Source organism: Peribacillus sp. GL_122 (assembly GCF_057835005.1).
In genome coordinates, this window is record NZ_CM174415.1 from 2,795,252 (window position 1) to 2,818,912 (window position 23,661).

Here is a 23,661-nt window from a genome sequence, read left to right on the forward strand (position 1 = left end):
TGTTTTGGAAATATTTATCAATTATTTCGTCATGGTAATTTAGTTCATATCTCCTAAAAGAAAAAATGGATAGTCCCTTAAGAGACTATCCAGAGCAGCGGGTTATCTACATTTTTATAAAACAATATAAACATTACCATCTTCTATTTCAACATTGAATGTCTTTACGCAACCATTATCAGGTTTTTGGACTTCTCCATTCTTGACACTTATTTTCCAGTCATGCATCGGGCAAAAGACGTGATCACCACTCACAATGCCTTCCACCAGAACACCGCCTTTATGTGGGCAACGATTTTCAATAGCTCGGAATTCACCATTTGCTAAATGAAAAAGAGCAATTTCATGAGAGCCTATGGTTACTGTTTTCCCTAGGTTTTTTGGCATCTCATTTACTGTTGAAACCTTGATTTTTTGAAGAGTCTTCCCCATGTAGGCTTCCCCCATATTCATTTATTTGATATAGCTGGAATTTTCACTTTTTGAAATAAACCGGTTTGGATCGCATTGCTCTCAATGATTTCTTTCCACGGTTCTTGCAATACCGAAATGGCCTCATCTAAACGTTGATTAAGCTCAATCCTTTTTTGCTTATCACCAATAATCGTCTTAATGGTATCGAACCCTACACGCTCCACCCAGACAGACGTTCTTTCTAAATAATTGGCAGTCTCCCGATAATGTTGGAGGTATGCACCTGCAATTTCAATTACCTCATCACTTGTTTTCACTTTGCATAATAATTCAGCAGCTCTTAAATGGGTTCCGCCGTTGCCGCCAATATAAATTTCCCATGCACCATCCACGCCGACAACACCAAGATCTTTGATACCGGATTCAGCACAATTACGAGGACATGCCGACACGGCCATCTTAACCTTATGCGGTGTGCCTACACGTTCAAATTTCTTCTCCAGGGCAATGCCAAGCCCAATTGAATCTTGGGTGCCAAAGCGGCAAAAGTTTTCCCCTACGCATGTTTTCACAGTTCGAAGGGTTTTTCCGTAAGCATATCCGGAAGGCATATCCAGGTCGGCCCATACACTTGGAAGGTCTTCTTTTTCAACGCCGAACATATCTATTCTTTGCCCGCCTGTAACCTTAAGTAACTTAACATTATACTTATCGGCAACATTTGCTATTTTCCGTAATTGATCGGGATTAGTGACGCCCCCATACATTCTTGGCACAACGGAAAATGTACCATCCTTTTGAATATTTGCATGTAGTCTTTCATTTACATAGCGGGATTCTTTTTCGTCCTCATATTCAACAGGATGAATCATGCCTAAGTAATAGTTCAGTGCCGGTTTACACTTCGAGCATCCATCACTTGTATTCCAGCCGAGAACATTCATGACTTCTCGAGTATGGGTCAGGTTTTTTTCGCGTATTTCAGCAACAACTTCATCTCTGGATAAAGTGGTGCACGTGCATATGGTTTCCTTCTGGTTTGACTCACTGAAATCAGCGCCCAATGTCAGCTCGAGAATATCACTGACTAACGGCTTACATCCCCCACATGATCTGGAAGCATTTGTGCAGCCTTTTACTTCCTCGATACTTGTTAACCCTTTAGATTCAATAGCCGTCACAATATCGCCCTTCGTTACACCATTACAACCACAGACGATTTCTTCATGTGACATCGAAGTGACAAGACTGCTGGGATCTCCACACGTTCCAACTTTTAGATATTCGGAAACGTCGGCATTTTTATTGATCATGCTCAATAGGTTATTGCTTTCCTTTGTATCCCCGAATAATACCCCACCAGAAATTTTCCCATTTCGAATCATTACTTTTTTGTAAGTACCATTCCATTCATTAAATTCTTTGATTGATTTAGCTTGTTCATCCTCGAAAATTTCCCCAGCCGAAAATACATCAACACCAGATACTTTTAACTTAGTAGACAGCACTGAACCCTCGTAAGCTTTGCCTTCCAGCCCGCAAATCTTTTTGGCTAATACTTTGCCTTGTTCATAAAGGGGAGCGACCAAACCATACACCATCTCACGGTGTTCCGCACATTCACCGACCGAATAAATATTCGGGATTCCTGTCTTCATATAATCGTCCACGATAATTCCACGATTGACAGGGATGCCGCAATCATTGGCCAATTGAACATTGGGCTTAATCCCAACTGCCATGACCACTAAATCGGCGCTGATTTCCTCCCCATCACTAAAGCGTAATCCTTTAACATCAAACTCACCTAAAACCTCCTGTGTTTGTTTCCCAAGATAAAAATTCATTCCCTGGCTTTCAAGTTCCCTTTGCAGCATTTTTCCTGCTGTTGGGTCCAACTGCCTATCCATCAAATATTCAGAAAGGTGAATAACATCTACCTGCATACCTAGATTTAAAAGACCCCTGGCCGCTTCAAGACCCAATAATCCTCCGCCAATGACTGCTGCCTTTTTATAACTTTTTGAATATTCAATCATTTTTTCGCAATCTTCAATATTTCGAAAGGCTGTCACTCCTTTTTTATCAGCACCCTTTATCGGTAGAATGAAAGGGATTGACCCGGTTGCTAAAATTAATTGATCATATTCGACTGCTCGATTGTTGTCTGAGTATATGATTTGCTTTGCGGTGTCGATGTTCGTGACCGTTTCACCTGAAAAAAGTGTAATATTATTCTCTTTGTACCAGTTCCAATCATTTATTGTAATATCATCTATCGTCGTAGCCCCTTGCAATACATTCGAAAGTTGGATTCGATCATAATTCGGATGTGGCTCACTTCCGAAGACAGTCACCTCAAACCTTTCTGGTTGAATTTTCAAAATTTCTTCTATACATCTTACTCCAGCCATACCATTCCCAATGAGTGCCAATTTCTGCTTAGCCATGTTTTGTCCTCCAATAAGATTTTTTTGAAAGGATTATGTGTTTGATTATAGGAGAGGTCACTATTTATAACAACAAGTATGTTATATAATCTCACATGATTTTTGAAAATCAATAATTAATGTTAGTTTTTATTACAAATATTCAGAAAATTAGGATATAATATCCTTATTGATCTAGCATAAATCCAAAATGAGGTGGTTTTCATCGTCCTGCAAAAAGAATCTTATATTGACAGAAAAGTAATTTCCATCGGAGTGGTCAGAGAATTAACCGGACTATCAGATAGACAAATTCGGTATTATGAAGAAAGAAAACTCGTTTTCCCCGAAAGGTCTAAGGGTGGTAACCGTAAATACTCTTTTTCCGACGTCAAGGCACTAGTGGAAATCGCTGATAAAATAGAGGATGGAGTGCAAACCAATGAAATTAGACAGGAAAAATTAAAAGAGAACAGAAAAATTGAACAGGAAAAAATGCGAAAAAAAATGCTGCAAGGCCAATTAAATGCTCACTTTGGCCTACGCAATTGATTTTCGCTAAGAATCCGGAACTATTAATTCAATGTCCATATTTCAGTCTCCGATAATATTTTCACCTTGCACTTTTAAAATAACTGTTAACATTGTTACACTGGACATGATGACTTTCATGTCCAGTTTTCCATTTTCACATTTTCATTACAATAAAAGTTATCTAACTTAATCATTCCTCTTCTAAGCGAACTCCTTATCTTTTGCCTTCTCTGAAAACCATGATAATTTCTCGGATAAATTCACCACTTCTCCTATTACAATCATGGCGGGATTGGCAACCTGCTCTCTTGTAACAATCGCCACTATTGAATCGATTGTTCCTGTGAAAGTTCGTTGAAAACCTGTCGTTCCTTGTTCAATGACAGCAACAGCAGTTTCAGCCTTCTTTCCGCAGGAACGTAGTTGTTTACAGATATATGGCAGGTTTTTAATACCCATATAAATAGCAATGGTATCAACACCATGTGCCAAATGATGCCAGTTGATGTTATCAGGCTTGCCGGTCACGCCGTGTCCTGTGACAATTGCGAAGGTACTCCCCCATTCCCTGTGAGTCACGGGAATTCCAGCATAAGCTGGCGCAGCGATTCCGGATGTGATTCCAGGAACAATATCAAACTGAATTCCGTGCTTAACTAGCACTTCTGCTTCCTCGCCCCCTCGTCCAAAGATGAAAGGATCTCCCCCTTTTAGACGAACGATCGTTTTTCCTTCTATTGATTTACTAATTAACAATTTTTGAATGTCCTCTTGAGAGACACAATGTTTACCAGGCGCTTTACCGCAATAAATGTATTCAGCTTCAGGTTTACCATATAAAAGCAATTCACGATTAACCAATCGATCATACAAGACGACATCCGCTTCCGCGAGGCATTTGGTTGCCTTGACAGTAATTAAGTCCGGATCACCTGGTCCAGCACCAACAATATAGACCTTACCTTTTTTCATCCTTTTTCCCCTTTTGTTGTTAGTCATGTAAAATCCATTTGATATGGAATGCTATGTGGTTAGGCTTACCCATAATGAACCTAAAAAAGTTATGATTAAAGGGAAGAAAACCTCCCATTAATTAGACGTTAACTCTACTATAGGATGTACTTTCACAGCACTGACTTTAAAGCCAGGCATTTTGCATGCGGGATCTAATTCCTTTGAAACGAGACGATTGACATTTTGTGAGTCTGCCCAATGAAAAGGAACGAATATAGTATCATGGCGAATGGTTGCTGACCATTTGCTTCTTACAACAATACTTCCGCGCCTTGATTCAATTTTCACCAAAGTATTGTCTGGAATATGATATTTCTTGGCTGTTTCCGGATGGATTTCCATATATGATTCAAAATTTCTAGCGGATAATGATGAGCTTTTTCTCGTTTGTACTCCTGTTAAATAATGTGACATGATTCTTCCTGTTGTTAAATAAAGTGGGAAATCCGTACATGGCTGTTCTTTTAGAACAAGAGGCACATTATTAACCACAACCATTGCCGCTTTTCCATCCGGGTGGGCAAAAGACGTTTCGAATAACCTTTTTGTCCCTTTATGGTCAATGGTTGGGCATGGCCACAAAATGCCTCCTTCTTTTCTTAATCGATCATACGTTATACCATAATAATCAGCGGTTCCCCCGCGGCTTGCCACTCTTAATTCTTCGAAAATCTCATTTGCAGATTGAAAGGGAAAATACTCCCCTTTTCCCAGAGCTTTTGCTATATCACAAATGATTTGCCAATCATGCTTCACTTCCCCAGGCAACGAAAAACTTGCTTCCCGCAACGTTACCCGTCCTTCTAAATTTGTCATCGTTCCTTCATCCTCTAAATAAGACGAAGTAGGTAAAATCAAATCAGCCATTCTAGCAGTTTCAGAAACGAACATATCCACTGCGACAAGAAACTTTAATTTTTCCAAAGCCTTTTTGACAAAGTTAGCATTTGGATTTGAAACAATTGGGTTGGAACACATTAAAAACATGCCGGTAATTTCACCTTCATTTATCTTCTCTATCATTTCGTATGCTGAGACACCTTTACGTGGCAAATCAGCCTCATCGATTCCCCATATTCTTGCAATATGTAATCTGTGTTTCTCATTTTCAATCATGCGATATCCCGGTAGCTGGTCTGCCTTTTGGCCATGCTCTCTTGCTCCCTGCCCATTCCCCTGTCCAGTAATAGCTCCATAGCCCGAATTCACTTTTCCGATTTTCCCTGTAACAATAAGAATATTAAGAAAATTACGAACGGCGGCTGAACCATCAGTTTGCTGCTCAACGCCCCTTGCTGTAAAAATCATTCCTGATTCTTCTTTCCCGAACATGACAGCCGCTTTTTGAATTTGGTCGCTAGGAACCCCTGTCATTTCGGCAATTTCCTCTAACTGTAAAGATGTAACATACTCTTTAACTTCGTTATAGCCATTTGAACGTTCTCGGATAAATGCTTCATCAATAAAATCCTCTTCAATGATCACTTTCAATAATCCGTTTGCCAAGGCGGCATCCATCCCTGGTTTTACTTTTAGATGCAAGTCGGCCATTTTCGTTGTTGTTGTTTCTCGTGGATCTACAGCAATGATATATGCACCATTTTGTTTCGCTTTCTCAAAGTACGGCATGATTGTCGGCTGACATTCCGCAATATTCGTGCCTGCCAAGATAATGCACTTTGTGAACGGAACCTCTGATAAGCTGTTGGTTAGGCCTCTGTCCATACCAAACGTTTGGCTTGCTGCCGAAGCAGCTGCGGACATGCACAAACGGCCATTATAATCTATATATTTTGTTTTTAAAGCTACTCTGGCAAATTTCCCAAGCAAATATGCTTCTTCATTTGAAATGGATGCACTCCCATAAACAGATAATGCATTTACACCATCTTCTGCTTGAATCTTAGTGAAATTCTCCTTAATGTGGTTTAATGCTTCTTCCCATGTTATTCGAACAAATTCACCATTTTTTTTAAATAATGGGTATTTAATTCGATCTTTATGCAGAGCATGTTGGTGTGCATTCATTCCTTTAATACATAAGCGCCCCTCTGAGGTTGGATTATCTTTTCCAATCGTCATATACTTTTTTCTTGTCACTATTTTTTGTTCCAACAGCTGCATCTTACATTGCATGCTGCAAAATGGACATTGTGTATCATAGCGTTTCTCTGATTGGACCTCTTGTTGCTTCGTTCGGAAATACTTTAATAATAATTCGGTCAAGGCTCCTCACCCTTTACTCATGGATTTCTATAGATAACAATTACCCGTTAGTTTTCGTGCATCAAAAGGTACTTTCCACTTCGTTCCTTCTCTGACCTAAGCCATTTCCAGTCGTTGAGATAGTTGCTGACTAAGTTCATTATCAAACAATACTTCTCTAACATGAATTAAACCCACTCTCTCAATCCATTGCCAAGTCCGTTCTATATAATTGGCCGTTTCCCGATAATATTGAATAAAGCCGATGATGATTTCAATTGCTTCTTCATTTGTTCCAGCTACACATAACAGTTCACCGGCACGTACAGTACGCCCGCTGCTTCCGCCCACATATATTTCCCAGCCCCTGTCAATGCCCATAACACCTATATCTTTCGTTGTTGATCCTGCACCGTTATGCATACAAGCAGATATGCCCATCTTTATCCGGTAAGGTGTTGATACATGCTCCAATCTTTTTTCCAAATCTACAGCAAGTAAAAGGGATTGCTTTTTATCACAAGAACAAACATGTTCACCGATACATGTTTTGACGTTTTGAACGGTGTTACCATATTTCGAACTTAACGGCATGTCTAAATCAGCCCACACACCTGGGAGATCTTCTTTTTTCACACCCATTAAATGAATCCTTTGTTCACTTGTTACCGCCACCTGGGATATATCATATTTATCTGCAACATTTGCAATTTTTCGCAAGTCTTTCGCATTCGTCATCCCGCCGTACATTTGCGGGATAACAGAGTATCGGTTATCATTTTGAACTGTTGCATTCTTTTGTTCGTTTATGAAAAGAGTTTGCTGTCTGATCTCGTACTCTGGATGAATCATCCCTAAATAATAGTTCAGGGCTGGCCGACATGTTGAACAACCTCCTGTATTTTCCCATCCAAGAACATCCATCGCTTCTTGGACGGATGTTAAATCTTGGAGCTGCATTTTATACACGATTTCATCTTCCGTTAATGTCGTACATGAACACATTGCAGTTTGTTCATTAGCCTGATCGGAAAGATTACCTTGAATATATGCCAAAAGCTCGGTCACTGCGGGCTTACATCCACCGCAAGAACCTGAAGCCTTTGTGCATTGTTTAACTTGTTCCACGGTTGTTAATCCCTTATTTTGAACCGCTCCAATTATTGCCCCCTTTGAAACAGCATTACAATTGCAAATGATTTCATGATTTGCCATAGAAGCGATTAATCCCTCAGCCATACTAGTTGATTGGAACAGTACATGCTTTTCTTCTGACGTTACTTCTTGCCGCTTTAAAATCATATCGAGTAATCGTGAACTGCCGTTTGTATCTCCATACAGAACAGCACCTATGATTTTTCTTCCTTGAAAAACCACCTTTTTATAAACACCATCTAATTCATCAAAAGTTGTGATTGATTTCGTTGTTTCATCACCAAGGAAATCTCCAACAGAGAATAACTCAACTCCTGATATTTTCAACTGGGTGGAAAGGACCGAACCTTGGTATCCGGTGCATTTCATCTCACAAATATGCTTTGCCAGCACTTCGCCTTGTTCATATAGGGGTTTCACCAATCCATAAACAATTCCGTGATGTTCAACACATTCACCAACCGCATAAATATTTGGGATGCTGGTTTCTAAATAGTCGTTTACAATAATGGCACGATTTGTATCAATTCCGCTGTCTTTGGCCAACTGAATATTCGGTCTGACTCCCGCAGCCATAACGACTAAATCTGCTTCCACCTCCGTTCCATCTTTAAAACGGACGCGCTCTACACGCTCGTTACCGATTATCTCCTGTGTTTCCTTTTTTAAAAGAAAGTTCATTCCCTGGTTTTCCAACTCTTTTTGCAGCAAAAGTGATGCCGTTGAATCAAGCTGTCTTTCCATTAAATGGTCAGCAATATGAACGACATTCACTTCCATACCAAGGTTTAACAGCCCTCTCGCTGCTTCTAAACCTAATAAACCGCCTCCGATGACGACTGCTTTTTTATGCTTGCGCGAAGTTTCAATCATCTTTTGGCAATCTTCAATCGTCCGAAATGCAATGACTCCTTCTTTATCAACACCGGTAACAGGAAGAATAAATGGGATAGAACCCGTGGCAATTATCAGCTTATCGTAGTAAACTTCCCGTTCTTTGTCTGTTTTTATCTTCCGAGTCTCTTTATCGATTTTCACAACCGTTTCCCCTGTAAACAATTGGATACTATTCTTCGTATACCAGCCCCTATCATTTATCGCAAGATCTTCAAACGAAGTGTTGCCTTGAAGCACAGTCGACAATAAGATTCGGTTATAGTTAACGTGTGGTTCGCTACCGAAAATAGTAATCTCAAATGCAGTCGGATCCTTACTTATAATTGACTCAACGCAGCGTAATCCCGCCATACCGTTCCCTACTAAAACCAGTTTTTGTTTATACATTTTATCCCCCCAAACAAATACTGTAATAAGCCAATATAACCAGTAAACAAAGATCTAGATCTTAACTGAATTTTTTCCGAGTACCCATGTTTTTTTCCATGAAAGCTGAGCTAGGCCCAGGATAAGCAAAGCCACGATTCCAACTGCGGAAAATACTAAAAATCCAGTAGCATATGTCCCAGTAATCTGTTTTAACGTACCTAGTATGTTTGGAACCAAGAATCCGCCAACACCTCCGGCAGCTCCTACAATTCCTGTGATAAAACCAATTTCTTTAGAGAATCGCTGTGGAACTAATTGAAAAACAGCCCCGTTGCCCATACCGAGAAATAGCATTCCGATGAACAGTAGGATCGTAACGACAGTAAGAGAATAAAGAAAACTAATCCCAAACATACATATTGTGAGTCCAACGAATAAAAACATAAGCAGTTTAACCCCACCTATTTTATCGGCAATAAATCCTCCGACAGGACGAAAGAAACTTCCGGCGATGACACATAATGTAACAAATTCCCCTGCCCTTATTCGTGTTAACCCATACTCATCAACAAAAAAGATGCTTAAGAAGCTAGTAAACCCGACAAAGCCCCCAAATGTCACACTGTAAAGAATACAGAAATACCAAGTGTCCGTTATTTTAAATACGTTGAAATATTCCTTGAGCGGTTTTGCAGGCGGTTGAGATGGTGCGTCTTTTGCGATTAAAATATAAATGACGAACACGACGGTTAAAGGAATCAAAGCTAATCCCATAACATTATGCCAGCCAAGAGACTCTGCAATACGCGGTCCAAACAATGTCGCAAAAAGAGTTCCGCTGTTACCGGCTCCCGCAATTCCCATCGCTAGACCCTGCAAATGCGGTGGATACCAGCGACTGGCCATAGGAAGTGCTGCAGCAAAACTTGCACCTGCCACTCCGAGCAAAATCCCAATTAAATAGAGCTCGGCTAAACTTTCTCCGAATAACCATCCCCAAAAAAGCGGAATCATCGTAACAAGCATCCCGCCGATCGCTGTTTTCCGCGGGCCGATGCGGTCAGTCAAAAAACCAAGGACGATTCTAAAAAACGAGCCTCCCAAAATCGGAATAGCTACAATCAAGCCTTTTTCAGCTGGGGAAAGTCCGAAATCCTTTGTAATATAGACACCCAGTGCACCTAATAATACCCAAATCATAAAACTGATATCAAAATAAAGGAATGAAGCTAATAATGACGGAGCATGACCGCTTTTTTTCAATTCAGATATTTTCATTTTTCATCTCTCCAATACTTTATTAATTGAATATTTGTTTATTTTACTCTTATAAAAGCAAGATTTCTTTGTTTATGTAAGAAAACATCACACACTTTTTTTGTAAGTTATTAAATGTGTATACTTTAAAGGAGTTATTGGTCAAAATTTAATAATTTCATTTCCTTTTTCTAATATAAATTGAATGATATTGTGGTTTACTTAGGTGATGTAAAGTTTACTTTTCAGTTATGGAAGGGGATATACCAAAACCAATAAGCTTTTTCGTAATATTCTCCATACAAAAAAAGAGAAACCTAATGCTTTAGCTTCTCTTCCAGACTGTAGATAAACCCGATTATGATTGAGTTTGTTTACAGTTTAATTTGTCCGTTAATTTCCACTCCAGGCACTCGCTTTCCGCAGGAGTCCGTACATCCGCTCCAATCAACTTTGTTTTAACATTAAGATAGGACTCCTTATGCCTAAAGTCCTTTTTGTTTAAAATAGAAGAATTAAAACTGGAGGTGATATCTATTCAGCGAGATCAACTTTAAAAAATGACTGCATTTTCTATAGGTTGCGGGTTCTTCCCACCGCACGAAACAAGGACCTCCTTCATATGATGTGTTATGAGCGGCATGAGATATTTAATAATTTGATTATATCCGGGGAAAGGTTGGGTGCGATAATATGAGGCAATATCCATTTCACAACATTCCATTTCAAAACCTTCAGAAAAAAGACATGTCATTTGAAGAGGTATTTGTTCATATTGTTGAGTTCATGAAATTAAATCCTTCCGGTGACTATCGATTAATGGTCGGTACCGATTCGCAAGTACATAAAAAACATACGGTTTTCATTACAGGCATCGTGATACGGCAGGTCGGAAATGGTGTATGGGGTTGTATAAGAAAAGTGATGATTCCTAGAAGGATGCTGCATTTACATGAACGAATTTCCCAAGAATTGTCGTTAACAGAGGAGATCGTATCACTGTTTACGGAAGAAAGAAAAAATCAGTTAATCGATATTGTACTGCCTGCCGTATATCAAGGGGCAACGTTCACAATGGAAGGGCACATTGATATCGGGATTGGGAAGCGGAACAAAACCAGTGAGTTTGTAAAAGAAATGGTAGCCAGGATGGAATCCATGGGCGTGGAACCGAAAATCAAACCCAATGCTTTCGTCGCTTCAAGTTATGCCAACCGGTATACAAAGCAAGAGTAATGTCTCCAAAACATTTAATAAGCCAGAGTTCTCATCATTGGATTTCTTTAGGCTGATCAAAATGAAAATTTTAGAAAAATATGGATAATTGGTACATGCAATCCCTATCGAAAAACAGCAAAAAACCGGCCTCAGAACGAGACCGGCTTTAACATTTAAAGATATAAGCCGCCATTGCCGTATTCAGTAAGAAAGTTTTAAACCACCACTCCTCAAAGTGGGTGTTTGCAGAAAAAATCCTGTTGTCCAAGTCAGTGACGAGGCATAACATTCCTGTTTCAATATAAAACTCCCTATTACAGCTTAAAGGTTAAAACTTTATTATCATTACGAACAGTGCAGCTTGTATTATTATAATACCTGTAATCCTCATAAGTTACAATGTTAATAATCACCATATAAATCACATCACCTATGGCTGTAGAAGGGAAAAGAAGCCCTATTAGCCCTTTATAAAAGAATTCGTATTAGACTAAAACTATTGATCAAAATAACCGATAAAATCCCCATGGTCTATATTTTGCAGATATAGTACCGTTTCTTTGTCAGAAATAGTAGGCAGTCCGAAATGTTGTTCATACTTCTCAATTCCTTTTCCTGTAATGATAATCCAATCCCCTTCCTTTCCTGCTTGCAACGCCTCCTGTATAGCAAGTGTCCGATCTGGAATAACCTTCCCATTTACAGCAGAGTAATCGCTTTGGAGTTTATTTAGTGACGATTCCATCACCTCTATTCCCTCCGAATTCAGATCATCCATCGTCAAAATCGAAACATCACTATGTTCCGATGATACTTTAACCATTTCAGCCCTTTTGGTTGTATCTCGTCCACCTCGGAAACCAAAGATATGATAAATCTTTTTGGCCCCGCATTCTTTGGCAGTTTGAAGCATATGTTGAATGGCATCTGCAGTGTGTGCATAATCGATGACTATTGTCGGTCCAAATTCTTTCTTATACATTTCAAATCTTCCTGGCACACCGGAAAATCGTTTCAGTGAAGTGAGGATTTCCTCTTTTGAAATTGGAAACATCTTCGCTACGGAATATGCAGCTGTTGCGTTATATAAATTATGAAGTCCAGGTAAAGGTAACATAATTTTCACAAAGTCATGATTCTCATTCAATAAAATAAAGGGGTTTATTGCAGTATTATAATTGGTGATGGTTAAATCACAGTGATTGGATTTTCCAAATACAAAGGCACTGACATTCTTCTCCCGTAAGTATTCTTGTAGTTTTTCTCCCCAGAAATCATCCCCATTGATAATCGCAAGACCATTTGGTTTTAATTTTTCAAAAAGCAGTAATTTTGCCAGGAAATAATCCTCCATCGTACCGTGGAAGTCGAGATGGTCATGATACAAATTCGTGAAGACACAGAAATCAAATTCAATTCCTTCTAAACGGTATTGAGCTAATCCATGAGAAGACACTTCCATTATGACAGCCATGTCCTGACTGGCTGCCAGCAAGGAATTCAGTTCCATGGTACCTGGAGTCGTATTATGGGAATCGACTTTGTTTCCATTGATAATATGCTGTATCGTACCAATGACGGAACAGGTTACCCCATTCTCTTCTAATATTTGCTGAAGCATATAGCTAGTTGTGGTTTTTCCATTTGTGCCCGTAATTCCTATCATTATTTTTTGATTGCTGGGATCTCCATAAAACCTTTTGGCGATTAGCCCTAATGCTTTTCGGCTGTTCTCCACTCGTAAAAAAGGAACTTCCAATCCCTTAATATCGCGATTGCCAATAACAGCCGATGCCCCTAAACGAATTGCATCTTTAATGTAATTATGGCCATCGGACTTATATCCGGTTACGGCAACAAAAAGGTATCCCTTTTTAATTTCTTTAGAGTTATCGGTTACACCTGTGATGGATATATTTTCAACATCCTTCGGCATCTCCCCGTTTATTGCTTCTTTCAATATGTCTTTAAGGATCATTAACTTTTCTCCTTTTTCATGTAAGCTATTCACCAACTTTTGAAAATTAAATGCATAAGTACCAATAAGCCCATTTTTAGTATTTACCAGTACTCTAAAAATAATTGTCAACCTAGATTTTGTTAGTTGTAATTACAGTCAGAAGGAAAAAAAGAAAGAAAAGCAGCCAAAATTGGCTGCTTTTCTTATGGCTATAGCTGTATTTAGGTGTTGGCATACTGCAAGATAATTACGATTGAATTTCCAGGGGTTTTGTTTCGGCCTTTTGATTGTACAATGGCAAAATGAAAAACATCCCTAGAATAAAAAAGAAAGCGGCTGTTTCAAATATGGCGACGAGTGAAAATTGCTCTTTCAGTACGCCTGCTGCACTCATGGTCAACACCATCGATCCAGTGAATAACGGGCTTAAGATTCCATTGACCCTTCCGATGAACTCACCTTCGGTCCTCTGTAATATCAATGTATTGATCCCGATTTGAATACAAGGCAGCATTAGCCCATTAAAGAACTCGGCTGTAAGTGTAATCCAAAGATTTGTTGAAAGCCCCATTACCGCTAATCCGATGGCATTCACAAGCATTCCTAAAGCTAATAATCTTTGAGGTGCCACCTTTTTGGCAAAAATCATCACACCGGCTCCACCTAAAATCATGCCAAACCCATTCACCATAAATAACCATTGCAGATTTTCCTTAGGCAGTTCCAGTTGTTCTGTAACAAGGAATATAGAAAGCGGCTGAATGAAACCAAGTCCGAGCCCGGCTGCCAGAAAACATAAACCAAGCAAACTTAGTTCCTTTTTTCGCAACACATACCTCACTCCGCTTTTCATTTCCTGCCATATCGTTGTTTTTGCGGTCTCTTCATTCAGTTTACGATCTTTTGGAAGAAAGGCGAGTGCACCAGCTGAAAGTAAAAACGCCAGGCCAGTAATCGCAATCGAAATGTTTATCCCGAATGATTGGAAGGCGAATGTACCGAGAATCGGACCTAAAACCATAAATACTGCAAAGACGGTCTGATAAACAGACATCCCCGTCTGAATTTGACTTTCTGGCAAATGCATTTTAAATAGCTTCATGCCTGATGGCTGAGAAAACTGGGAAAGTATCGCCGAAATCAAAGTAGCGAAGAATACCATTTTCCAACTGCCGAAGATAAGCGAGATAAGCACAGCAAATACGGATATTGCACTTAATATATCACACCAAACCATCGTTTTTTTCGGACTCCAGCGGTCAGCAAACGTCCCTCCAATAAATGAAAAAATAAAAATGGGCGCGAATTCCGCTACTGATATCATGGAAATGGCAAAGGCATCCCCGTTTGTCTTTTCCATGACGAATAGCAAAACTGCAAAATTCCGTACCCATATCCCTATTTGTAAAAACAAGCCTGAAAAGATAATGGCCCGGAATACCCGATTTTTAAATATGTTAGGTTCCTTATTACTCAATGTTACTGATGTGTTTTCCCCCAATATAAAAACCTCCTGTGAGATATCTGGACAGGAGGCAGTACAATACAAAATTAACAGAGCAAAATATCCCTAATGGACGGAACACAATGATCTTTGTTTGTATTTTAATGTACAGACTAATCCTATCCAGAAAAAAGTTCGTATTTAGCACGCATTTTTTTCTTAAAGAATAGGATTAAATGATCATTGTTTAAAGGTCACCCTTCCATTTTATGTTAATTTCATAATAATCTATTTAATCTGATAAATCAAGGTGAAATCCATAAAAATAACCCATTTTTTTGGGCAGGGTTGTTCGACGTATTGTATAAAAAATGGACTTTCTTTAAAAGAAAGCCCAGACTGTAGACAAACTCGAAGAAAAGCGAGTTTGCCTGCGGTTTTTTTATTAAAAAACGTTCCATTTGATTTCAGAAATCTGCTCCCTTTCCGCCGACTGTCTGCCAAGCCTCCTAGCCGTAAACGCGTCGAGGGCGGACCACCCGTGGAAAGCGAGTGCCCTACTTTCCAATCAACGTTCAAACACTTTCATTAAAAAAGTATTTTAAATTCCATTAGTTACCAAGAATTACTAGTTATGCTTACTGCCCTCTTTTATCTTCTCTATCACTTTTTCATGACCCTATACCGGAATCACCTCAAACAATTGTGATTCTTCTTTTCAATTCTCTAATATACGTTCATGAATAGGATTGCCCTGAACAAGCAAATGGGCAGATGGCATTATAATTTGATGCTCATGAAAAGCTGTCATCATTTCAAACCTCACGCTTCTCGCTGTTTCAAAGTAATGTTCAGGATTAACAAGTCCCACTAAGCATAGTTCATAACCAACATATTTAAGATTCGGATTTAAATCCGTGATGCCAATATATCTAAAATCCTCTTCAGGTGTACCATCCTCTAGCCTTAGAAGTGTTTCACCATACTTTTCATTGCAGATAAGGCATATATCTTCCAACAGTCGTTTTACCTTTTCAGGATTTTCTTGGTAACTTACTGTAATGCGTTCAATGATTCGCATTCTCCCTTTATTAAAATTTTGAATTGTCCTGATTTCACTGTGTGGGATAGTCAGCAATTTCCCTGACCATTCCCTGATCTGCATGAACCTGATACCGATTTCCTCAATCGTCCCAGAACTTGTCCCATTGAATGTCACAAAATTCCCCACTCGGAATTCATTATCTGATAGCCTTACGAATCCCAATAAGATATCCTTTAGCATTTGCTGAGCGGCAAATCCGATAACGACCCCTAAAATTCCAGCTCCAGCTAAAATTCCTTTTAGGTCTATAAACTGTCCAATCAAATAAATAAGGAAAAGCGCGGAAATGCCGTACCTAAGAGAAGAACGAGTAACCCCCTGTATCGTTTTCTCGACTTCTTCCTCAAAAAAATTGGACCTTTTAAAGAACCATTCAACCATTTTATTCAAAATATAATAAACCGCCAATAACAGTAAAGCTAATATAAAAAGCCTCAATAATAAAAATTCTTTTAAATAATCCATAGCAAGCTCAGTAAATTTCAAGAAATTCATGTTCCCACCTCCATTTCCACTTTATTCAGAATCGATTAAAATCCAGTCATCATCCTTGCCTATTATCCCTTTATCCAGTATTAGTCTCGTTTTAAGGCGATAGGAAACCCCTCGCTTATAAGGTTCCTTCAATATAGGCAGACAAAAGTTAAAAGGAATTTCATTGCTTTCCCCTGAATTTATCTCTCTTGAAGACAAAATGGTGCTCGTTTTAAGGATTTCGTCGATTCCGGTAGAATGAGTATCCATAATTAAATCACATTCGATTCTCCTTATTCTTTGCGTAAGGGTACCACCCTTAATCAAGAAATATCCATTTATGCATTCACCAGATTTATACGTGTTTTTCGGAAGGATTAAATCTATTTGTGCAGAACCTATCCCTAAAAGTAACAAAGATTTTCTAAGTATCAAAGAATACACTCCAATTATATATTTATTTGTAATTCTACTATTCCCAATATATTTATACATTTCCTTAAGGGCTGCATTATCCTGCACAAAAAAACCTTTACCATTTTGGTAAAGGTTTACTAAAAATAAATAGACCTTTACCAATAGGTAAGGTCTGGCTAACAACAATATGCTGCCAACAACACCGAGAGCAAAGAGCTCCGTAATGACGACATTGTTGTAAAAGCTACTCCCCTTTGGAGAATGTATTCAAGTATATAATTTATAATACGGTAGGATTAGAAAGTTTGTCAAACCTTTATATTTTATTATTTTCGGGATCTGCCCGGGAAATTCGGGTTCTTTGTACATATCTTGATATTAATGAAAATATAATGAATTAACTTGTCCCGTTTTTGGAAAAGAATTAACTGCTGGGTTTTAAATAGGCCAGTTGGTGGAATAAGTATGTATCAGCCAAGTCCTTACAAATGGGTGAACGCTCATTTCAAAAAGAATAAAGTGAACAAACTATGTATATATAAAATTTTATTTAAAAATTAACAAGATTTCTCTTTTACTTATGCCAATCGTGTTGTAATATAAATGTAACAAATGTAATATTAATTAAACTTTCGTTACATAAGTATCCTAATAGGGATTGGGGAGATAAAATATGAAAAAATTTTCAGGTGTGCTATTATCCATTATCATTTTATTTTTCACATTAAGTGGTCAGGTTACCGCAAAAACGACATCACAGAATTTGTCTGACGCAAATGCATTAAAGATAGCCGATAATGCCAGCAAACATTTTTGGAATGCTTTACATGGGTACAAAACCCGTTCATGTTCACAAAAAACTTTCAATTATAAAGGAACAGCGTATTCATACCTTTGCCAAGAGTTTAATACAAAAGATAAATTGACTACCTACTTAGCAGAGACATTTACTAATAATGCAGTTGAAAAAGGGCTGAACAAATATAGCTACATTACCCATAAAGGGAAATTAGCCCGTCCAATCGGAGACGGCGACAGCATGTTAGAGTGGAGAAAAGCAAAAATTAAATTAGTTTATCAAAAAACTAACGTTAGATCCTACAATTTAACTGTACCTACAGTCGACGGTGACTCAGTAAAAAGAACAGTTACCTTTTATAAGTCCGGATCCACTTGGAAAGTTAATCAGTTCGATGCAGTTCAATAAAAAAATGGTTTAAATGTAACGCCTCATATACTGTATAGTTAGTTAAAAACTATACAGTATATGAGGCGTTTTTCTGTTTTCCATTGTAATTTAAGATATAATCTTACAGACTTGTAACAGCTCACTTTTCACTTCAGGGAACTTTCAAACAAAAAAACACAGCTAGATGCTGTGCCTTAACGGATTTTTGCCTTACGGAAGCCTTGATAGGAATCGTAGACGGCAAAAAAGATGGAGATGAGTATGAGCCCCCAGTAAATCGAGGTTTTCCATTCATCGGTTGAAAATAGTGTTTTTTGGTACGCAATGAATTCCGGGTTTAATAAATCAGGATTACTGATGATGATGATGAAAGTCAGAGTGGATAACAGCTGGTATATGGCATGAAATAAAGCTAGTTTCATGGTCCATCGCCTTAAAAATAATTTATAAATCGCCAAGAGCACCCCAATGATGACGACGCATGATACCAGCAGCCAATAGGAATTCAAGACGTCTTGATTGAAAGAAGGTGTCACGAAAATGAGACTGCCATTTCTTTTTTCATAGACTCCTAAGAGGTTTGCTGCATTGAAATAAAGGGCCGCGAAGACAGAAAGACCTAACAAACTCGCAAAAATCTCGATCATAGGAACCGCTTTTTTCTTTGAAATGTTCGTAATATCTTTTAGGTTTTCCGGTGTCCATGGTTTCAAGTCTTTTGTTAAAGGCGACTGGTCTTTTGAAGTATCCACGCGTTCTAAAATGGCAAATGAAATCGTTAACCAGAAAAACACTTGGATACCTGTACTGATGATACCCGCAATCCCTTTCCCGATTATTATTAAAATTGCGTCCACAACCGTATTCCCCATATCCCGAAAAGGATTATCCCCTATTAATCCGATCAGTGAAATGACTGCAGCGATTGGTAAAATCATTTTCAACAGACAGATATAAACATCAAAATAACGCGGTCCAATCAGATGCATCGGCCGATCGCGATAACGGCTTGCCAGTGTAACCGGATCTCCTAATTTTAAAAGAACGGATTTCACATCTTGCTCCGTATGATCCACTGGAAGCATATCTTCGATTGTAGATTGAAGCTCAAGCGCAATATCCTCCCGGTTTTTTTCTGGCAGCCTGCAGGTCACTTCCTGAATATAAAGTTCAATCAGCTCCATCTTCTCCCTCTCCTTTTAATAATATATAAAGCTCTTGAGAAGTTTTTTCCCATTCTTCTTTTAACTGGGTGAAGATTTCTCCCCCATAATCGCTTAAAGAATAGTACTTGCGCGGTCTACTTTCAGAAGTATCCCAGCTGCTGGTTACCAATTCTTGTTTTTCCAGGCGGCGAAGCAATGGATATAAAGTACTTTGATCAATGGTAATTCCCGACTTCTCTAAACGCTGGACAAGCGAGTACCCATACTGAGGGGTTTTGAGCTGACTTAAAACAGCTAACGTCAAAGTGCCTCTGCGCAGCTCAGTGGTTAATGAATTCAGTAAAGTGCTCATCCAATCACCTCTTCTCTATACTATGTGACGTACACCATACCTTATACTATGCATCATACACTAATTTAGTTATTACAACACCATAAAAATGAAAATATATTTTATTTAAAGCATAAAAAAGAGAAGCGTTTCACGCCTCTCCGTTTTTCCTTTATTAATATCACACAAGAATGACCCAGGATATCATCGGCGTGATAATTGGACCACTCCTTGTATTAAGGTTGCCATCGTTTGAGCTTTGTAGGCATCCGTCACTTTCAAATGCTGGCAAATCTTACTGAACAGCATTACTTAATCGACCGATGTTCTCGACTTCAACAACGACCTCATCCCCCTGCTTGATCGGGCAGCTGCCAGATGGTGAACCCGTGGCCAAAATGTCACCTGGCTCCAGTGTCATTACCTGTGAAAGCCAGCTGATTAGAAACGGAATGCTTAGAGACATTTCATTGGTATTACCGTCTTGGACAACGCGGCCGTTTAAAGTGGTCACAATCCGCAAATTAGTGGGATCTACCCCGGTAACGATGCACGGTCCCAAAGGTCCGAATGTATCAAATCCTTTGCCCCGCGTAAACTGTGGATCTTTTTTTGTAAGATCTCTTGCTGTGACGTCATTAAATATCGTGCAACCGAACACATAATCAAGCGCGTCTTCTTCTTTGATGTTTTTTCCGCGCTTTCCAATCACCAAGGCTACTTCCCCTTCGAGTTCCACTTGGTTGGATAGATCGTTTGGAGGAAGGATAATTTTCTCCTTGTCTGCAATAAGCGAAGATAATGGCTTTAAGAAGAGAAATGGTTCTACAAGGTTTGCCTCTCCCCCGGTTTCCTTTGCATGACCTGCATATGTCCAGCCGAAATTAACAACTTTCGATGGTTTTACAGGTTCCAGAATTTTTACGTCACTATATTTCAGCTCTACCCCGTCATACTTTATTTCCTTGTTGACAAGTTCAGCAAAACTGCTAGACAGTTGTAATATCATCTCATCCTCAACAATACCGTAATGTATATTGCCCTGTTGATTCTGATAGCGAACTATTTTTTGTAGCACATGCATTATGAAAAAACTCCTTTGATAATTAAGGTATACTGACCTTAGAAAATATAAAATTCGGGCCTCCACCGAAGATTCCAACTCCATATCAGATAGCTCAACAATGATCTCAGAAAGTGCTGCCCTGGTGGTAGATTATTTTATTCGATTTCATCGAAAAGTTCAATAATGAGCAATGAAATGTAGTTGAAGCACTGATACTTACTTTAAAACAGTCAGACGGAAACGTATGCGGTTGATAGTTAATTTGTCTGAAGATCTTTTTTTATATGTTTACATGGTTTTTCTTTTTATAAAAGTGGCAGCATCTTGAGAATGCTCCCAACATTCAAGATTTTCAAGACCATTAATGCTGTCTTTATAAAAAACAGGATCTTGACCAGCTTTTTTCTGTTTCATATAATCACTTAATGCTGCAAAAGCTACTTTTGATAATAAGAAAACAGCAATTAAGTTTACGATAACCATCAAGCCCATAAATAAATCCGCTAAATCCCATACAAGCTCGACCTTTGCAATCGAACCGAATACAATCATGGAGAACGCGCCTATTCGATATAGAACTAACCATGCTTTACCTGAGTGTAAAAATCGAATATTTGTTTCCCCATAATAATAGTTACCAATTAACGAACCGAATGCAAATAGGAAAACAAAGATAGCAAGACAACCTGATGCCCAGGAACCGATGTGTTCACTTAATGAAGTTTGTGTAAGTGCAATGCCAGTTAGCCCTGGGTGTTTATAAGCATCCGAAAGTAAAATAATAAATGCTGTGCTTGTACAGATGATCAGTGTATCCGTCAATACGCCAAATGCCTGAATAAGTCCTTGTTTCACCGGATGACTTGTTTTTGCCGTTGCGGCAACGTTTGGCGCACTCCCCATACCAGCTTCATTCGAGAATAAACCACGTTTAACTCCATTCATGAACGCAGCGCCGATTGAACCGCCTGCTAGTTGTTCAAAGCCAAACGCGTTATTAATAATAAGAGAAAGAATTTCCGGCATTTTGGTTATGTTCATTACAATGACAAATAATGTAATTCCGAGATATAACACACCTAGAATCATAACCTTGTATTCAGCAATTTTTGCAATACGCTTCACACCGCCAAAGATAATCGCAGCGAAAGCAATTGTCATGAGAATCCCTACAGTTAAACGATCTGCACCAAATGAGTTCTCAAAAGCAATTGTAACGGTATTTGATTGTACTGAATTGAATACAAGTCCGAAAGAAAGCGTAATTAAAATGGAGAATAATACTCCCATCCAACGTTTGTTTAATCCTTTTTCCATATAATAGGATGGACCACCTCGGAAACCAGTTTTATCTTTAACTTTATATACTTGCGCTAACGTACTTTCAATAAAGCTGGTTGCCGAGCTAATAATTGCAATAATCCACATCCAGAATATCGCTCCAGGACCGCCTAATGCAATCGCAATCGCAATTCCTGTGATATTTCCTGTTCCAACGCGAGCGGCCATACCGATACAGAACGCTTGAAAGGGGGAAACGCTGTCTTTAGAACCCTTTCTTCCTTCCATTAATACACGGACCATTTCCTTTAACATTCTAACCTGTACAAATTTCAATTTAAATGTGAAATAAATCCCACAAGAAACAAGCATAATAATTAATAATTTTGACCAAAGGAAATCATTCGTTACTCCAATTACATCATGTAATAATTGTTGCATTTAAACACCTCTTATTAAAATTTACTAGCTTAGAAGATACATGGTTTTTTCACTATTAAAAAGATCAACTTCATCAACTGATGAAGTCTGTCCAAAGTCAGGAATTTATAGCCCTCAAATATTTGAGTTAATAGACTTAATCGCAGTATTTCAAAAATTTAACGAAATATCTGCTGCAATCGTTGTTTCCATCATTTCTTTTACCTTTTTAGGATCTGTTGTTTTCCCTAGCACCCACATCAATTTCGGCACGATTGCTTCTGTGTTCATATTTTTAGAACGTACTACACGATCATGGTCAATTTTCCGACCAACTTCATATATACTCATGTCTTCTCCTTCTTCTAGACATTGAGTCGTAATGACAACCGATACACCGTGCTCTGTTAATTCAATTAATTTCGCTAAAATGTTGCGCACTTGAAAAGGTACACCACCACTTCCATAGCTCTCCACAACCACTCCTTTATACAAACCTTTTAAGCAGTCAAAAAATTCTGGTTTTATCCCAGGATGTAATTTCACAACCGCCACATCTGTACAAAGTGATGTATCTAATTGAATGTGTTTCTTTTTTTTGATATGAATGGATTTATTATATTCAATATGGTCATCATGCATCGATGCAACATACGGATAATTAATACTTTCAAAGGCATCATAGCTTTTCGTTCTAAGTTTAATCGCTCTTGTCCCTTGAATGACTTTGCCGTCAAATACAATATATACCCCACCTATTTCTTCACAAGCAAAACGAATGGCATCTGAAATGTTTCGTTTAGCATCTGTTTTACTATACGAAATTGGAATTTGCGAACCTGTAATAACAATCGGTTTTGATGCATCTTGTAACATATAAGAAAGTGCAGCTGATGTGTAAGCCATTGTATCGGTGCCATGCGTAATAATAAAGCCATCGTAATGATCGTAATGATCGTAAATTACATTTGCCAAGTCTATCCAAAACTCTGGTTGCATGTTGGTGCTATCAATGTTCATTAACTCCTTCGTATCAATACGGCAACGTACATTTAATTCAGGTATGTAACTTAATAAATCACCGGCATGCAGTTCAGGTGCAAGTCCGTTTTCTCCTTCAAGTGAGGCTACTGTTCCACCAGTTGTAATCAACATTAATTTTTTCAATGATAATGACTCCCCTATCTATTTACTACAATATGTTTTTCAAAGAAAGTATTCGGTTCGCGTGTGATTATTCGATTCGCGTACTTTCCATGTAATTATAGTAACATAAATACAATAATTCAAGATAAAAATATTCAAATAATTTTCTT

Annotated in this window: 18 protein-coding genes and 1 other RNA gene; 3 read left to right on the plus strand and 16 right to left on the minus strand. The window is 38.5% G+C overall.

Annotation, left to right across the window (positions count from 1 at the left end; translation table 11 throughout):
• Positions 1–114 precede the first annotated feature (114 nt).
• Both nirD and nirB (AC3ISB_RS13485) read right to left on the minus strand, forming a co-directional pair.
• The gene (gene nirD / locus AC3ISB_RS13480) at positions 115–432 is read right to left on the minus strand and encodes a nitrite reductase small subunit NirD (RefSeq protein WP_098372390.1); all 318 of its coding nucleotides are present in this window, start codon (positions 430–432) and stop codon (positions 115–117) included.
• 17 nt (positions 433–449) lie between these two features.
• A complete protein-coding gene (gene nirB / locus AC3ISB_RS13485; protein WP_489276764.1) occupies positions 450–2,864 on the minus strand; it encodes a nitrite reductase large subunit NirB in 2,415 nt (804 codons plus the stop codon).
• A 210-nt stretch (positions 2,865–3,074) separates the two neighbouring features.
• Here nirB (AC3ISB_RS13485) and AC3ISB_RS13490 point away from each other — a divergent pair, with 210 nt between their 5' ends.
• Complete coding sequence (locus tag AC3ISB_RS13490) at positions 3,075–3,395, plus strand: MerR family transcriptional regulator (protein ID WP_098372410.1); 321 nt, start codon at positions 3,075–3,077, stop codon at positions 3,393–3,395.
• Between the two features lie 183 nt (positions 3,396–3,578).
• Here the strand turns inward: AC3ISB_RS13490 and cobA are convergent, their stop codons facing one another.
• From cobA to AC3ISB_RS13510, 4 genes are all read right to left on the minus strand, one after another.
• Positions 3,579–4,349, minus strand: a complete 771-nt coding sequence (gene cobA / locus AC3ISB_RS13495; RefSeq protein WP_489276766.1) for a uroporphyrinogen-III C-methyltransferase — start codon at positions 4,347–4,349, stop codon at positions 3,579–3,581.
• A gap of 117 nt (positions 4,350–4,466) precedes the next feature.
• Positions 4,467–6,617: an assimilatory nitrate reductase catalytic subunit NasC gene (nasC, locus tag AC3ISB_RS13500; RefSeq protein WP_489276768.1), complete on the minus strand. Its 2,151-nt coding sequence runs from the start codon at positions 6,615–6,617 to the stop codon at positions 4,467–4,469.
• Positions 6,618–6,713: 96 nt separating this feature from the next.
• On the minus strand, positions 6,714–9,035 hold the full coding sequence (gene nirB / locus AC3ISB_RS13505) for a nitrite reductase large subunit NirB (protein ID WP_489276770.1): 2,322 nt from the start codon (positions 9,033–9,035) through the stop codon (positions 6,714–6,716).
• Positions 9,036–9,089: 54 nt separating this feature from the next.
• On the minus strand, positions 9,090–10,295 hold the full coding sequence (locus AC3ISB_RS13510; RefSeq protein WP_098372395.1) for a nitrate/nitrite transporter: 1,206 nt from the start codon (positions 10,293–10,295) through the stop codon (positions 9,090–9,092).
• Positions 10,296–10,967: 672 nt separating this feature from the next.
• Here AC3ISB_RS13510 and AC3ISB_RS13515 point away from each other — a divergent pair.
• The gene (locus AC3ISB_RS13515; RefSeq protein ID WP_098372396.1) at positions 10,968–11,510 is read left to right on the plus strand and encodes a ribonuclease H-like YkuK family protein; all 543 of its coding nucleotides are present in this window, start codon (positions 10,968–10,970) and stop codon (positions 11,508–11,510) included.
• Between the two features lie 161 nt (positions 11,511–11,671).
• On the opposite strand, the gene ssrS is transcribed toward AC3ISB_RS13515, so the two are convergent.
• The 5 genes from ssrS to AC3ISB_RS13540 all read right to left on the minus strand — a co-directional run bounded on the left by ssrS (position 11,672) and on the right by AC3ISB_RS13540 (position 16,910).
• Positions 11,672–11,858, minus strand: a non-coding RNA gene (gene ssrS, locus AC3ISB_RS13520) — 6S RNA.
• Between the two features lie 130 nt (positions 11,859–11,988).
• Positions 11,989–13,470, minus strand: a complete 1,482-nt coding sequence (locus tag AC3ISB_RS13525) for a UDP-N-acetylmuramoyl-L-alanyl-D-glutamate--2,6-diaminopimelate ligase (protein ID WP_480340344.1) — start codon at positions 13,468–13,470, stop codon at positions 11,989–11,991.
• A gap of 229 nt (positions 13,471–13,699) precedes the next feature.
• Positions 13,700–14,953, minus strand: coding sequence for an MFS transporter (locus AC3ISB_RS13530; protein WP_144551677.1), 1,254 nt, complete (start codon positions 14,951–14,953; stop codon positions 13,700–13,702).
• A gap of 661 nt (positions 14,954–15,614) precedes the next feature.
• Complete coding sequence (locus AC3ISB_RS13535) at positions 15,615–16,496, minus strand: mechanosensitive ion channel family protein (RefSeq protein WP_489276773.1); 882 nt, start codon at positions 16,494–16,496, stop codon at positions 15,615–15,617.
• Positions 16,497–16,517: 21 nt separating this feature from the next.
• Positions 16,518–16,910 (minus strand): sporulation protein, encoded by a 393-nt coding sequence (locus tag AC3ISB_RS13540; protein WP_286177144.1) that lies wholly within the window; start codon positions 16,908–16,910, stop codon positions 16,518–16,520.
• A gap of 655 nt (positions 16,911–17,565) precedes the next feature.
• On the opposite strand from AC3ISB_RS13540, the gene AC3ISB_RS13545 reads away from it, so the two are divergent.
• The gene (locus AC3ISB_RS13545) at positions 17,566–18,099 is read left to right on the plus strand and encodes a DL-endopeptidase inhibitor IseA (protein WP_098372401.1); all 534 of its coding nucleotides are present in this window, start codon (positions 17,566–17,568) and stop codon (positions 18,097–18,099) included.
• 176 nt (positions 18,100–18,275) lie between these two features.
• Here AC3ISB_RS13545 and AC3ISB_RS13550 read toward each other — a convergent pair whose 3' ends face one another.
• From AC3ISB_RS13550 to AC3ISB_RS13570, 5 genes are all read right to left on the minus strand, one after another.
• Positions 18,276–19,265, minus strand: coding sequence for a hypothetical protein (locus AC3ISB_RS13550; RefSeq protein ID WP_489276775.1), 990 nt, complete (start codon positions 19,263–19,265; stop codon positions 18,276–18,278).
• Entirely contained in the window at positions 19,252–19,599 is a 348-nt protein-coding gene (locus AC3ISB_RS13555) for a PadR family transcriptional regulator (RefSeq protein WP_034306796.1), read from the minus strand. The genes AC3ISB_RS13550 and AC3ISB_RS13555 overlap by 14 nt, the downstream gene beginning before the upstream one ends.
• Before the next feature lie 274 nt (positions 19,600–19,873).
• A complete protein-coding gene (locus AC3ISB_RS13560; RefSeq protein WP_339202274.1) occupies positions 19,874–20,662 on the minus strand; it encodes a fumarylacetoacetate hydrolase family protein in 789 nt (262 codons plus the stop codon).
• A 270-nt stretch (positions 20,663–20,932) separates the two neighbouring features.
• Positions 20,933–22,366: an alanine/glycine:cation symporter family protein gene (locus AC3ISB_RS13565; RefSeq protein ID WP_489276778.1), complete on the minus strand. Its 1,434-nt coding sequence runs from the start codon at positions 22,364–22,366 to the stop codon at positions 20,933–20,935.
• Positions 22,367–22,516: 150 nt separating this feature from the next.
• Positions 22,517–23,512: an asparaginase gene (locus AC3ISB_RS13570; protein ID WP_098373309.1), complete on the minus strand. Its 996-nt coding sequence runs from the start codon at positions 23,510–23,512 to the stop codon at positions 22,517–22,519.
• Between the last annotated feature and the right edge of the window lie 149 nt (positions 23,513–23,661).

Excerpts from the sequence above, each read along its gene's own strand:
- nirD (WP_098372390.1), bottom strand. The coding sequence starts at position 432 with ATGGGGAAGACTCTTCAAAAAATCAAGGTTTCAACAGTAAATGAGATG.
- nirB (WP_489276764.1), bottom strand. The coding sequence starts at position 2,864 with ATGGCTAAGCAGAAATTGGCACTCATTGGGAATGGTATGGCTGGAGTA.
- cobA (WP_489276766.1), bottom strand. The coding sequence starts at position 4,349 with ATGAAAAAAGGTAAGGTCTATATTGTTGGTGCTGGACCAGGTGATCCG.
- nirB (WP_489276770.1), bottom strand. The coding sequence starts at position 9,035 with ATGTATAAACAAAAACTGGTTTTAGTAGGGAACGGTATGGCGGGATTA.
- AC3ISB_RS13510 (WP_098372395.1), bottom strand. The coding sequence starts at position 10,295 with ATGAAAATATCTGAATTGAAAAAAAGCGGTCATGCTCCGTCATTATTA.
- AC3ISB_RS13515 (WP_098372396.1), top strand. The coding sequence starts at position 10,968 with ATGAGGCAATATCCATTTCACAACATTCCATTTCAAAACCTTCAGAAA.
- AC3ISB_RS13525 (WP_480340344.1), bottom strand. The coding sequence starts at position 13,470 with ATGATCCTTAAAGACATATTGAAAGAAGCAATAAACGGGGAGATGCCG.
- AC3ISB_RS13535 (WP_489276773.1), bottom strand. The coding sequence starts at position 16,496 with ATGAATTTCTTGAAATTTACTGAGCTTGCTATGGATTATTTAAAAGAA.
- AC3ISB_RS13545 (WP_098372401.1), top strand. The coding sequence starts at position 17,566 with ATGAAAAAATTTTCAGGTGTGCTATTATCCATTATCATTTTATTTTTC.
- AC3ISB_RS13550 (WP_489276775.1), bottom strand. The coding sequence starts at position 19,265 with ATGGAGCTGATTGAACTTTATATTCAGGAAGTGACCTGCAGGCTGCCA.
- AC3ISB_RS13555 (WP_034306796.1), bottom strand. The coding sequence starts at position 19,599 with ATGAGCACTTTACTGAATTCATTAACCACTGAGCTGCGCAGAGGCACT.
- AC3ISB_RS13560 (WP_339202274.1), bottom strand. The coding sequence starts at position 20,662 with ATGCATGTGCTACAAAAAATAGTTCGCTATCAGAATCAACAGGGCAAT.
- AC3ISB_RS13565 (WP_489276778.1), bottom strand. The coding sequence starts at position 22,366 with ATGCAACAATTATTACATGATGTAATTGGAGTAACGAATGATTTCCTT.